The sequence below is a fragment of the Saccharopolyspora oryzae genome (genome assembly GCF_027853915.1).
Classification (GTDB): domain Bacteria; phylum Actinomycetota; class Actinomycetes; order Mycobacteriales; family Pseudonocardiaceae; genus Saccharopolyspora; species Saccharopolyspora oryzae.
The window spans coordinates 25,988-39,157 of record NZ_JAQGLA010000025.1; the positions used below are offsets into that span (position 1 = coordinate 25,988).

The following is a 13,170-nucleotide window of genomic DNA, read 5'->3' on the forward strand; positions in this document are numbered from 1 at the left end:
TACATGTAATATCGCTGTCGAATCCCCCACCGACGAGTGAGGTCCCGCGATGTCCTCGGCACCCCGCCGCCTGACCCCGCTGACCGGCGAAGGCCTGCTGGCCGACCGCACCTACGCCGCGCTCAAAGCCGCCGTCCTGGACGGCACCCTGCCGCCCGGCACCGGGCTGAGCGTGCCCGAACTCGCCCGCCAGCTGGACGTGAGCCGGAGCCCGGTGCGCGAGGCCGTCCAGCGGCTGATCCACGACGGACTGGCCACCCACGTGCCGCACCGCGGCGCCGAGGTCAGCCGGGTGGACATCGACGACCTGCGCCAGCTCTACGTGGTGCGCGAACAGCTCGAAGGCCTGGCCGCCCGGCTGGCCACCGAGAACCTCGGCGCCGAAGGGCTGTCCCTGCTCCGCGAGATCCTCGCCGAGCACGAGCGGGCCCTGGCCGACGACGCCGACAACGCCGCGCACATCGAGCTGGACATGCGGTTCCACCGAGCGGTGCGGGAACTCGCCGACAACCCGCACCTGCTCGCCACCCTGGAACCGATCGCCGGACGTTCCCACTTCGCACTCCACTCGCTGTGGCGCAGCGACGAGGCGCCGCGACTGGCCCTCGACGAGCACCGGGCGGTGGTGGACGCGATGGCCAGCGGCGACCCCGAGTTGGCCGAAGTCGCCGCTCGCCGCCACATCTCGCGGCTGCGCATCCGCCTGAGCCAGGCCACCGCCCGCGCCCCGGAACGTCACCGGCTCGGCCGCGACCGATGATCAGCTCGCCGGATCCAGCTCCTCCGCCCAGGAGTCCGGCGTGTAGCCGGCGTAGGCGTCGGCGTGCGAGTTCGTCGCCGAGGCCTGCGTGAGCTCACCCCGCAGGTACGCCTCCGCCTCCGCCCGGTCCTTCGGCGGCGGGGTCGGCTGCAGGCCCAGCAGGTGGGCCATGTTGTTGCCCAGGTAGCCCTCCAGGTCGTCCTCGGACAGGCTCAAGCCCTGCGGCGGTTCGTGGCAGAGCACCTCCAGCTCGCGCGCCCACATTCCCGGTTCGTTGGGCGGCGAGTCGGTGCCGTAGACCATCTTGGTCTTCTTCATCTCCTTGGCGAACTCCACGATCCGCGACTGCAGCAGCCAGCCGGACTCGCCGATCACGTTGTGCGAGTCCTGGATCATCCAGAACGCCTCGAAGCAGTACACGCCACCGGTCTGGATCCCGAAGTGCCCCAGGATGAACGTGACGCCGGGGAACTCGCGGATGATCGGGTAGAACTGGGTGGGGATCGAGTACGGGCCGTCACCGGTGTGGATCAGCACGATCACGCCCAGCTCGTCGCACACCCGCATCACCGGCCGCAGCCAGTCCAGCGCCCGGTCCGGGCGGTAGGCGTGCATGTTGGCGTGCAGCTTGAGCATCTTGTAGCCGTGTTCCTTGACGTGGAACTCCAGCTCCTTGGCGCCGTTCTCCGGGCCGAACCGCGGGTTGTAGATGAAGTTGCCGACGAACCGGTCCGGGTAGCGCTGCACCAGGGAGGTCACGTAGGCCTGGTAGTCCCGGATTCCCTCGCGTCCGCCGCGGTTGCCGTCCCGCCAGGAGGTGTTGCCCGGCGGCGGCATGATGCAGCTGATGTCGACCCGGCGCGGCTTGCCGTTGATCCACATCGGACCGTCCATCATCTTGAGGGTGCGCTCGCCGGTGAAGGGCTCACCGGTGTGCCGCCACGCCTCGTCTACCAGGTTCGTCGGGTGCACATGCGTGTCGATGATCAACGGGATCTCTCCTATCGGTAGCACCCCGGCCACGAATCACCGCACCTACGGGTCGCCGCGCTCGAACCGCGGCGCGATCGAGTGCAACACCGGCCGGAGGCCGCTGTCAACAAGTTGCATGTAATTTTCGACCCCGCTGCACCGCCGGCCTCCGAGCACGGGTTCAGCGAAACCGGTTCAGGGCTGCTCGCCGGTTGACACGACAGGCTCGGCGAGTTTTACATGTTATCCGCATCGCACTCGCCGGTGACCTCCCCGCCGTGGGCCTCCGTTCGGCGATCCGAATCCCTCCGCACCGATTGGGCTGCCATCGGCCTGGGAAGTGAGGCGTGCATGCCCGCCGTGCACGAGAAGTTCTGCGACCTGCTGCTCACCGACGCAACGGTGCTGACCGTCGACGAACACCGCACCATCCACCGCCCAGGATCCGTCGCCGTCACCGGCAACCGGATCACCGCTGTCGGCCCGCAGGAAGAAATGGCCGACTGGCAGGGGAAAGAAGTCCTGGACTGCACCGGGAAAGCAGTGCTGCCCGGTCTCGTCGACGGTCACAACCACCTCTACCAAGCGCTGGCGCGGGGTTTGGGCGAAGGACTGTCCATCGTCCCGTGGCTGTGCGACTTCATGTGGCCGTACTCCATCGCGGTGGAAAGCTCCGACGCGGTGGCCGCGGCGCGGTTCGCCGCGGCCGAAGCACTGCGGCACGGGACGACGACCGTGGTGGACAACCACTACGCACCAACAGATCTGGACACCACCCTCGCGGTCGCCGACGTCATCGAACGAACGGGTCTGCGCGGAGCCATCGCGCGCGGAATCGTCGGCCCGCGCACCGAAATCGCCGCGAAACGCGGTCAACCCGACGCGCTGTTCCGGTATTCCGCCGCGGATGAACTCGCCATCACCCGCGAAGCGGTGCAGCACCGCCCACCGGGCTCGCGAGTCGAGGTCTGGCCCGCACCGCTGAACCTGACCTACGTGGACCAGGAACTCGTGCGCCGCAGCATCGAACTCGCGCGGGAACTCGGCACCAGCTGGCACGCGCACTGCTGCGAGGGCCGCACGGACCCGAAGAGCTACCTCGACGCGTACCGGGCGCGGCCCGTGCAATGGCTCTCGAAAGCCGGGCTGCTCGACGAACGGGCCACCCTCGCGCACGCGATCTGGCTCGACGACGCGGAGGTGGAGCAGATCGCCGCCTCCGGTGCGCGCGTCGTGCACAACCCGACGTCCAACGCCTACCTGGCATCGGGCACGCTCCCGCTGGCTGAACTGCGCACCCGCGGTGCCGTAGTCGGGCTGGGCACCGACGGACCGAGCTGCGGGCACCGGCAGGACCTGTTCGAGTGCATGAAGCAGTCCGTCCTCGCCCAGCGGTCGACCACCCTCGATCCCACCGCGATGCGCGCACAAGACGCGCTCGACCTGGCCACCCGCGACGGCGCGCGCTGCGCCGGAGTCGACGCCGGGGTGCTGGAACCCGGACGACTCGCAGACCTGATCGTCGTCGACCTCGACCGCCCGCACCTGCAACCGCTGCACGACGTCGTGAGCACGCTGGTCTACGCCGCACGCGGCTCGGACGTCGTCGTCACCGTCGTCGACGGCGAGATCGTCCAACGCGATGGCCGCTGCCTGCGCCTCGACGAAGCGTCCGCCGCCGCGGAAGCCCGGGAACGGGCCGAACTCCTGGTGCACCGCGCCGGTATGACCCACCTGCTGCGCTAAGGCCCGAGGAGGAGCCATGCGATTACGCCCCAGACCTCGCAGCACCGCCCCACCAGATGCAGTCGACACCGCCCCACCGCTGCGCCAACTCCTGCCGCTCGGGCTGCAGCACGTGCTGGTCGCCTACTCCGGCATGGCCACCGTGCCGCTGCTGATCGGCCTCGGCATCGGACTGCCCACCGAGCAGATCGCCGTGCTGGTGTCCGCGAACGTCCTCGTCAGCGGCATCGCCACGCTGCTCCAAGCGCTCGGCGTGCTCAACATCGGGGCCCGGCTGCCGATCGTGATGGGCTCGACGTTCACCGGCATCACCCCCGCCATCCTGGTCGGCAAGGACGGCGGGCTGCCCGCGGTGTTCGGCGCCACCATCGTCGCCGGGCTGCTCACCTGGCTCGTCGCCCCGTGGTTCAGCCGGCTGATGCGGTTCTTCCCGCCCATCGTCACCGGCACCATCATCGCCATCATCGGCTTCTCGCTGCTGCCCTCGACTTCGAAGCTCATCGCCGGAACCGACCCCGCCGCAGCCGACTTCGCCTCCCCCACCCGACTGCTCATGGCGCTGGGCACAATCCTGCTGGTGGTGCTGCTGGAAGCCTTCGCCCCGGCCGCCATCGCGCGCTTCGCGATCCTGACCGCGCTCGTCCTGGGCACGCTCGTGGCGCTGCCCCTCGGACTGGCCGACTTCTCCGCGGTGGGCGAGGCATCCTGGTTCGGCGCGGTGCACCCGTTCGCGTTCGGGCTCCCCGAGTTCACCATCGCCGCGATCCTGCCGATGATCATCATCCAGCTGGTGAACATGGTGGAATCCACCGGCGACACCCTGGCGATCGGGCAGATCGCGGGCCGCGACGTCGGCCGCGAGGAACTCGCCCGCGCGCTGCGGGCCGACGGGGTCGGCACCGCGGTCGCCGGGGTGTTCAACTCGTTCACCATCGTCACCTTCGGCGAGAACGTCGGTCTGGTGAGCATGACCCGGGTCCTCAGCCGGTTCGTGGTCGCCACCGCGGGGGCGCTGCTGGTCGTGATCGGCCTGCTGCCCAAGCTCGCCGCGGTCGTCGCCTCACTGCCCGGACCGGTGCTGGGCGGAGTCGGGGTGGTCATGTTCGGCACCGTCGGCGCGGTCGGCGTGAAGATCATGGCCCAGGCGGACCTCGGGAATCCGCGCAACATCCTGATCGTGGCCATCTCCTTCGGTTTCGGCCTGCTTCCGGTGGGCGCGCCCGAGTTCTACGCGAACCTGCCCGGTGTCCTGCAACCGGTGCTCTCCTCCGGTATCGCGGCCGGCGGCATCGCCGCCTTCCTGCTGAACCTGGTGCTCAACCGGCGAACTTCCTGAGAGGTGGACGAGATGGTGCGCGAGATCCCGTCCACATCGGACTCAGGAGTGGACGACCGGCCGCCGTGGGGCCACCTGGTCCTGCTGGGCCTGCAGCACGTGCTGGTGATGTACGCGGGCGCCGTGGTGGTGCCGATGGTGGTCGGTTCCGCCCTCGGACTCGGCCAGGACGAGATCGCCACCCTGGTCTGCATCGACCTCGTGCTGGCCGGCATCGGCACGATCCTCCAGTCGCTGGGCCTGTGGAAGTTCGGCATCCGGATGCCGCTGGTGGTCGGCGCGGCGTCGAACGGGATCGTGCCGATGATCCTCATCGGGCAGTCCAAGGGTCTGCCCACCGTGTACGGCTCGCTGCTGGTCGGCGGCGTGCTGTGGGTCCTGCTGGCACCGTTCTTCGGCAGCTTGATGCGCTTGTTCCCCGCCGTGGTGACCGGGACCGTGATCACGCTGATCGGCCTCACCCTGATCCCGGTGGGCCTCCGGCTGATCACCGGGAAGGACCCGGGCGCCCCCGACTACGCCGCACCGGGCAACCTGCTGATCGCCGGGTTCACCGTGCTGCTGGTCGTGGTGTTCTCCCGGTTCCTGCGCGGACTGCTGGGGCAGCTCTCGCTGCTGCTCGCGCTGGTCGTGGGCGCGATCGTCGGCTGGATCGCCGGGATGGGCGCGCTGACCCGCGTCGGCTCGGGGCCGGTGCTGGGCGTGCCCGAACCGTTCCACTACGGGATGGTGCAGTTCGACCTCCCGTCGATCTTGCTGTTCCTCATCGTCGTACTGGTGCTGACCGTGGAGGCCTCCGGCCAGGGGCTGGCCGTCGGGCAGGTGGTGGGCCGGAAGGTCGGGCCCGCCGAGATCAGCCGGCTGCTGCGGGTGGACGGGTTGCTGACCGCGCTCAGCGGGATCTTCAACGGCTTCGCCTACACCACGTTCGGGCAGAACATCGGGCTGATCGCGCTGACCAAGGTCCGCAGCCGCTACCCGGTCGCGGTCGGCGGTGTGATCCTCGTGCTGCTGGGCGTGGTGCAGCCGATCGGCCGACTGGTGGCAGCGATCCCGCAACCGGTGATCGGCGCGGTCGCGGTGGTCACCTTCGCCGCGCTGACCGTCTCCGGCATCGAGCTCCTGTCCGAAGTGGACTTCAGCCGGTCCGGGAACCTCGTGGTCGTGATGATCGCGCTCGGCGTCGGCCTGGCGCCCACCGGTGCACCGGACCTCTACCACCAGTTGCCGTTCGTCGCGCAGGTCTTCCTGGACAGCGGGGTCGCCACCGGCACCGTGCTGGCGGTGGTCCTCAACGCCCTGTTCCACCTGCGGAGGGAACGAGATGGTTGATCGACTCGTGGTGGGCGTGACCGGAGCCAGCGCACCGCACCTCGCCATCCACCTCCTGACCAGCCTGCAGCAGATCGACGGGGTCGAGACGCACCTCGTGATGTCCCGCGCCGCGCACCGCACCATCGAGCTGGAGACCGGGCTCCGGCCGGCCGACGTGGCCGCGCTCGCCGATGTCTGCCACCGGCGCGGCGACATCGCCGGAAGCATCGCCTCGGGCTCGTTCCGCACCGCGGGGATGGTCGTGGTGCCGTGCTCGATGAAGACGCTCGCCGGGATCGCGCACGGCTACAGCGACGACCTGCTGACCCGCGCCGCCGACGTCTGCCTGAAAGAACGTCGACGGCTGGTGCTGGTCACCCGCGAAACACCGCTGAGCCTGGTGCACCTGCGCAACATGACAGCGGTCACCGAGGCCGGGGCGGTGGTGCTGCCCCCGGTGCCTGCCTTCTACCACCGGCCCGAGTCGGTCGACGACCTGCTGGCGCACCTCACCGGCAAGGTCTTGGACCAGTTCGGCATCGAACACGACCTCTTCCTGCGCTGGCAAGGCGCCCGTCGAGAACTAGGAGCAGCCCGGTGAACCTTTCCCCGCGCCAGGACGCGCACACTTTCTTCACCGAGTACCGGCGCGCGCATCCTGACGACGTCCTGGTGGTGGACGAGCCGGTGTCCGCCGAGGGCGTGACCGGGCTGATCTACGAGCTGATCGCACGCGGCCGGGACGAGATGCTGGTGTGCAACGCGGTCGAGGGCGTTTCCTCACCGGTGGTGACCAATGTCTTCGCCGCCCGGCATCGAATAGCCCGGTTCCTCGACGCCGAGCCCGGACGGCTGCACGAGGCGTACCAGTCCCGGGCTTCGCGGATGCTCGCACCGCGCATCGTCGACTCCGCGCCGTTGGTGGCGGACGAGGTGGTGGACCTGGCGACCGTCCCGATGTTCCAGCACTTCGCGTCCGACCGGGCGCCCTACATCACGAGCGGCATCGTGGTCGCCGAGGATCCGGACACCGGGGTGGGGAACCTGAGTTACCACCGCGCCATGGTGCACTCCCCCACCGAGCTGGCGACGAGCCTGCATTCGCGCGGTGACCTGTGGCGGCTGTTGGCGAAGTACGCCGAGCGCGGGGAGCCGATGCCGGTCGCGATGGTCATCGGCGGACACCCGCTGTTCATGCTCGCGGCCTCCGCCCGCGTCCCCGCGGATGTGGACGAGCGCGCCGTGGCCGGCGGCCTGTTCGGTGAACCGCTGGACCTGGTGCGCACTCCCCGACACGGCATCGGCGTGCCGGCGTGGGCGGAGTTCGTGCTGGAGGGCACCATCGACCCGCAGCAGAACGCCGAGGAGGGACCGTTCGGCGAGTTCTCCGGGTACTCGTCGCACCGCTCCACGAACAACGTGCTGCGGGTCGAAACGGTCCTGCGCCGCGATGACGCGCTGCTGGTGGATGTTGCGGGCGGGAACACCGCGGACCACCTGAACCTCGCACGGGTACCGCGGGAATCGGAGTTGGCGGAGAAGCTCAAGGACCGCTTCCCCGATGTGACCGCAGTGCACTACCCGACGTCGGGCACCCATTTCCACTGCTACGTAGCCATGCGCGAATCTCGACCGGGCCAGGCCCGCCAGGTGCTGCTCGGCCTGCTCGGCTGGGACCCGTACGTGAAGACGGCCGTGGCCGTGGACACCGACGTGGACATCACGTCCGACGCCGAAGTGCTGTGGGCGCTGGCCACGCACTTCCAACCGCACCGCGATCTGTTCGTGGTGGATGGACTTCCGGGATCGCCGCTGGACCCTTCGTCGGATCCGGGCGGAACCACATCCCGGATGGGGCTCGACGCGACGCGCAGCCCCGACTTCGCCGGTGACCGGATCGTGGTCTCGGCAACCGCACGCACCGACGCCCGCCGACTGCTGGGCAGCGATGGAGGACGACGATGAGCAAGATTCCCGTGACCGTGCTGACCGGTTTCCTCGGCGCTGGAAAGACAACGCTGGTCAACCACATCCTCACCGCCGAACACGGGCACCGCATCGCGGTCATCGAGAACGAGTTCGGCGAGATTCCGATCGACGACGCGCTGGTCCTGCGCTCCGACGAGGAGTTCTTCGAGATGTCCAACGGCTGCTGCATCTGCTGCACGGCCCGCACGGACCTGATCGACATCCTGCGCAAGCTGATCGAGCGCAAGGAGAAGATCGACCGGGTGCTGATCGAAACGACCGGCCTCGCCGACCCCAACCCCGTCGCGCAGACCTTCTACGCGGACGAGGAGATCAGCGAGCACTTCGCCCTGGACGCGATCGTGACCCTGGTCGACTCCAAGCACATCGGCCAGCACCTGGACGGGGCCGGAGTGGGCCACCAAGCCGTGGACCAGATCGCCTTCGCTGACCGCCTGGTGCTCAACAAGATCGACCTGGTGACCGAATCCGAACTCGACGCCCTACGAGTACGCCTACGCGGGATCAACGCCACTGCCGAGATCTTCACCTCCAACTACTCGAAGGTCGATCTCACCGACATCCTCGGCGTCGGCGCCTTCAACCGGATCGTGCATCCTGCTTGGCTGGACGAGCAGGAGCACTTCCACGATCCTGCTGTGAGTTCCGTCGGGATCGAGCTGGACAGCGCTGTCGACGGGGATCTCGACGAGGACGCTCTTCGGGAGTGGCTTGGTCGGCTCACCGCTGCGCACGGTGACGACCTCTACCGACTCAAGGGCGTTCTCGCTGTTCGGGCGGATGCTCGGCGGTTCGTCCTGCAGGGGATTCACCGGTTGTTCGAGCTTCGTCCTGCTGAGCCTTGGGGGCGGGACTCTCGTCGTAGCAAGGTCGTTTTCATCGGGCGGGGTCTTGATCGGGCTTTGCTCGTTGATGGGTTGCGGACCTGTGCTGCTCGTTCTTCTTGAGTCTGTTGCCCTCTTCTGCGGCTGGTTCTTGTTTTCGCTGTTGAGTTTTCAAGGTGCTTTCTACCTGTGTCTGTTCAGTTGTTGGTGGGGGTCATCCCCGTGGTTGGTGGATTGTGGGGGCTGTGCTCCGGATGTCAAGCCCGGCCTTTGGCCGCCCCTGCGGGGTTTCAGGCTTGACATCCGGACCCCAGCCCCGTTTTGGCTTTATGTCACGGGGATGACCCGGTATGGAACGGACCCCGGATCTCGACACCATCGGGCCGGACTCGAGGCGGCTGGAACTGATGGACGGTGGGTTGAGGGTTGGTGGGTATCACCGGCGGGTCTCCTTTCACAGCGGGCCATGCAGCGGGCTTGCGGGATGTAGTGGGTTCTGGCCGTGGGATCAGGGGCGGGTCGAGGTCGCCTGCGGCGTGTTCGAGCGGGTCATCGGTTACGTTCTTGCCGACTTTGTGTCGGCCGGATTCCGTTTGGCGTGTCGCGGATTTTTCGTCGTTCGTGTCTAGCGGGTGTCGGTTTCGGCTGGGACGAATGCCCGAGATGCTGGGTTTCAGGCTGAGGGCAGGGCAGGGTGCCCCACCGGCCGTGCGCCGGTGGTCATCGGGTGTCCTCGAGTGGTGTTCGTGGTGTGGGGATGAGTTGTTCGAGGGCATGCTTGTGTAGGACGGGGGCGGCTTTCCCGCCTGGTTGGGGTGTTTGATCCGGATCCACACTGGACGGTGGCGTGAACACCGGGCGCCCCCGGTCCAGGGTGATGTTCCAGTGTTGGGTGTGGATGGTTCGGTGATGGTGGGCACACAGCATCACCATGTTGTCCACCCGTGTCGGGCCACCATCGATCCAGTGCCGGACGTGATGCGCCTGCGGCGTGCCCGGCGGGTGATCACACCCCGGGAACGCGCACGTCCCGTCGCGGGCCAGCAGTGCCGCACGCAGGTGAGGCGGGGCCGTGCGCTGAGACATCCCCACGTCCAGGGGGAGACTGTCGCCGCCGAGCACCATCGGCAGGACGTCGCTGTCGCAGGCGATCCGGCGGATCGTCTGCGGGCTCAGCACCTGGCCGGTGGCCTCCAGCGTTCCCGCCCCGCCCAACGCCGTGATCTCGTTGTTCTGGAGGGTGGCGGCGAGGTCCTCATAGTTGATGGTGACCGTCAGGTGGGGGCGCTGGCCGCCGGTGCGGGGCATGCCATCGGACTCCAGAGCAAGGTCGAGCAGGGCCGTGAAACCGTCGGCGTTGCGCTGCCCCACCGTGCGCGGATCCTTCACCCCGTCCTCCTCCGGACGCGGGGCGGCCAACGGCTGCAACGCCGCGACGAACTTCGCGCCCGCCTCGCGGTCCAGACGAGCCTTGATCACCAGCATCCCGTCCCGGGCGGTCGCATAGTGCAACTCCCGCGCCTCGAACTGGGCCTCCTCATCACGCACCACACCCTCGCGGTCGAGGGCGTAACGGATGCGGTCGGCGAGCTTGGCCAGATCACGCGGACACAACCGACACGCATGCTCCACCAACAGCCGCTCCACCTCACCCGCACGGCCACGAGCACGCTCAGGCAACCGGGACAGGCAACGGCAAATGACATTGGCGTGATCCACACCGATCACACCCTCGGCGAGCGCTTCCGACACGACAGGCAGCTCCACCCTGCCAGCAGAACCAGACTCGTCGGAGTCGACAGTGTTGGTGGCATCGGCGGTGGTGGCGGTAGCCAGACGGACCCGGACGGTGGCGTCAGGGCCATCGATGTTGAGCAGGCTCTTCAACCACACCTGCGTCGAACGCGCACCCCGCGCCGCATACACGCGACGACGGTCAGCCTCGGCGATCAGCCGCAACTGCTCCATCCGCGCCCGACGGATCCAGGCCTCCATCTCACCAATCCGCGCAGTCAACTCCTCATCAGTCAACGACGACACCACCGACACCAGCCCAGACCCGACCCCGCCCAGCTCGGGCGTGGTCGAGGACGCGACCACACCCGCAGCAGCGGGCGGCGCATCAACAGCGGTCATCAGCGGTGTCATGCCTCTATTCTCTCAACCATCGAACAGAATTTCGAGCACATAACCGTCGCCCAATAAGGTGATCAACGCCAGCAGAACAACGCGAAAACCCTTCCACACCAAGGAAACACGAACCCTTAGCGACATTCTCTTCGCGTTTCACGGCAGCCCATCCAGCCTATGTGGACAGTCACCCGGTGGTCCACCACCACACACTTCGGAACAGCACCGGGCCGACACGCCGTCAGGCGACACTCACCCACCACCAATCCCACAGCACCACACCCCGCCAAACAGCAACCCCGCCCCCCGGAGAACCCCCGCACCCAACCGGTCGGCAGCACTCAACACCCCCCAACCGGACCCCCATCAGCCCCCACCACCCCGCGACCGGCCCGATACAACCGAACCGGAGTCCATCCCACACCGGGTCATCCCCGTGACACAAAGCCGAAACGGGGCTGGGGTCCGGATGTCAAGCCTGAAACCCCGCAGGGGCGGCCAAAGGCCGGGCTTGACATCCGGAGCACAGCCCCCACAATCCACCAACCACGGGGATGACCCCCACCAACAACCCAACAAACACAGGTAGAAAGCACCCTGCAACCGCCACCAAAACCCCGCAGCAGGAGTCAGAAATCCCGCCCACACCGAGCCGCGGTAACGGCCCGGTGCAAGGTCTCCGGCGTACCGAACCCACCTGCCTTGGTGATCACATACCCAGGCTGAGGCTCGGTCCGAGCCAGAACAACCCCTGGCTCAAGCTCGTTCAGCAACCGCAGCCCAGTAACACCCCGCCGGCTCAAGACAGCCCGAGCGGTCTCACCCCCAGTGAGCACCAACAACGCAGCCCCACTAGTCGCAGGAGCGCAAACTTCGGCAAGCGCTGTGTTCAGCCGCCGCGCAACACTGACGTCCACAGGTCCGTCCAGGGTGACCACGACGTCACCCGTCTTCAACGCATCCCGAACCTGTTCCGACATGCGGGCGAGCGCAGCGGCGTTGGCGTCGAGCAAGTTCCGCACCGATAAGCGCCGGGTGTGCGGAAAGTGCTCCGCGAGGAAATCGGCCTGCTGGCGGGAGATTCCGTTAGCGCTGCCCACCACCGCGAGCGCGTGACCGTTGACCGGGGGCGGGGGTTCCACCTCGCGTCCTGGCCGCAGCTGCTCGGCGAGGGCGTCGGCCAGTCCCGCCGACCCCACCCAGCGGGGCCGCTTCGGAGCAGCCATCCCTGCCGTCACGACGGCGCGCAGGTCGCTCTCCGCCACGGCGTCGCACACGACGACGTCGACCTCCGCGAGCAGTTCGGCCAGGTGGGTTCGGAGCGCTGCGGCGTCACCTCGGATCGAGGCCAGCGCGATGCGCTTCACCGTGAGCGGTTCAAGCGCCGAGACGATGTCCGCTGGCGGTTCGGCTGCCTCAGTCGCCCAGGCTTGCGTGTGCTGCAGGGGAATTCCGTCGATGTGGACGACTCCGCCGAGGACGGTTCGTCCGGTGGCCGGGGATGCTGGGCACAGCAGGACTCCGCCGCCGCCGGCGTGCGCCACGATCGCGCCGATCTCGGCGGCCAGGTTGCCGCGCAGCGTCGAGTCGATCTTCTTGAACACGACCCGGCCGTCGGAGTGGCCGCGCAGTGCTTCCGCTACTCGTTTCGCCGCTACCTCCGGGGTCGCGTGCCTGCTGTCCGTGTCGGCGACGAAGACCTCTGCGTCTCCGGTGTCGTCCAGAGCGAGCAGTGTGCGCATTTCGCGCAATGCAAAGGGAACACCGGAGTCACCGGCACCGCTGAGGTCGTCCGCCACAACCAGCACTCGCGATCCCATGATCACCTGCTTTTCTTTTCGCCACAGCCCAATTCGGCCACCCGCCACTCCCCCACCGCGACGACGGGATCACCATAGACAGGTCTGCGCGATTCGCGCAATACTGCGCATATCAGCGTTCGGAACACGCAATGTGATCGGGGCTGACCAGCGCCCGGAGACGGTCCGGTAGGGTCTCCTGTTCGGCGGCGGGCCTTTCCGCGCGGCACCTGCTCGCTCCGCCTGGATCCAGCACTCGCTGCGCCGCGATCATCGACAGGAAGAGATTCCACCAGTCCC

At 67.9% G+C, this 13,170-nt stretch carries 10 protein-coding genes; 7 read left to right on the forward strand and 3 right to left on the reverse strand.

Features of this window, described 5'->3' with window-relative positions:
* The first annotated feature begins 49 nt into the window (after positions 1-49).
* Entirely contained in the window at positions 50-760 is a 711-nt protein-coding gene (locus tag OU415_RS17275) for a GntR family transcriptional regulator (protein WP_270949857.1), read from the forward strand.
* On the opposite strand, the gene OU415_RS17280 is transcribed toward OU415_RS17275, so the two are convergent.
* Positions 761-1,750, reverse strand: a complete 990-nt coding sequence (locus OU415_RS17280) for an amidohydrolase family protein (protein WP_270949858.1) — start codon at positions 1,748-1,750, stop codon at positions 761-763.
* Between the two features lie 333 nt (positions 1,751-2,083).
* On the opposite strand from OU415_RS17280, the gene OU415_RS17285 reads away from it, so the two are divergent.
* The 6 genes from OU415_RS17285 to OU415_RS17310 are packed head-to-tail and all read left to right on the forward strand — an operon-like array spanning position 2,084 to position 9,064.
* Positions 2,084-3,478, forward strand: coding sequence for an amidohydrolase family protein (locus tag OU415_RS17285; RefSeq protein WP_270949859.1), 1,395 nt, complete (start codon positions 2,084-2,086; stop codon positions 3,476-3,478).
* 16 nt (positions 3,479-3,494) lie between these two features.
* Positions 3,495-4,814, forward strand: a complete 1,320-nt coding sequence (locus OU415_RS17290) for a nucleobase:cation symporter-2 family protein (RefSeq protein ID WP_270949860.1) — start codon at positions 3,495-3,497, stop codon at positions 4,812-4,814.
* A 12-nt stretch (positions 4,815-4,826) separates the two neighbouring features.
* Complete coding sequence (locus tag OU415_RS17295; protein ID WP_270949861.1) at positions 4,827-6,146, forward strand: nucleobase:cation symporter-2 family protein; 1,320 nt, start codon at positions 4,827-4,829, stop codon at positions 6,144-6,146.
* The gene (locus OU415_RS17300) at positions 6,139-6,729 is read left to right on the forward strand and encodes a UbiX family flavin prenyltransferase (protein ID WP_270949862.1); all 591 of its coding nucleotides are present in this window, start codon (positions 6,139-6,141) and stop codon (positions 6,727-6,729) included. The genes OU415_RS17295 and OU415_RS17300 overlap by 8 nt, the downstream gene beginning before the upstream one ends.
* A complete protein-coding gene (locus tag OU415_RS17305; RefSeq protein WP_270949863.1) occupies positions 6,726-8,093 on the forward strand; it encodes a UbiD family decarboxylase in 1,368 nt (455 codons plus the stop codon). The genes OU415_RS17300 and OU415_RS17305 overlap by 4 nt, the downstream gene beginning before the upstream one ends.
* Entirely contained in the window at positions 8,090-9,064 is a 975-nt protein-coding gene (locus OU415_RS17310) for a CobW family GTP-binding protein (protein ID WP_270949864.1), read from the forward strand. Before OU415_RS17305 ends, OU415_RS17310 begins: the two co-directional genes overlap by 4 nt.
* A 597-nt stretch (positions 9,065-9,661) precedes the next feature.
* On the opposite strand, the gene OU415_RS17315 is transcribed toward OU415_RS17310, so the two are convergent.
* Both OU415_RS17315 and OU415_RS17320 read right to left on the reverse strand, forming a co-directional pair.
* Positions 9,662-11,089 carry an HNH endonuclease signature motif containing protein gene (locus tag OU415_RS17315; protein WP_270949865.1) on the reverse strand — a complete coding sequence of 476 codons (1,428 nt, stop codon included), beginning with the start codon at positions 11,087-11,089 and terminating at the stop codon, positions 9,662-9,664.
* Between the two features lie 611 nt (positions 11,090-11,700).
* Positions 11,701-12,891: a four-carbon acid sugar kinase family protein gene (locus OU415_RS17320; RefSeq protein WP_270949866.1), complete on the reverse strand. Its 1,191-nt coding sequence runs from the start codon at positions 12,889-12,891 to the stop codon at positions 11,701-11,703.
* Positions 12,892-13,170 lie beyond the last annotated feature (279 nt).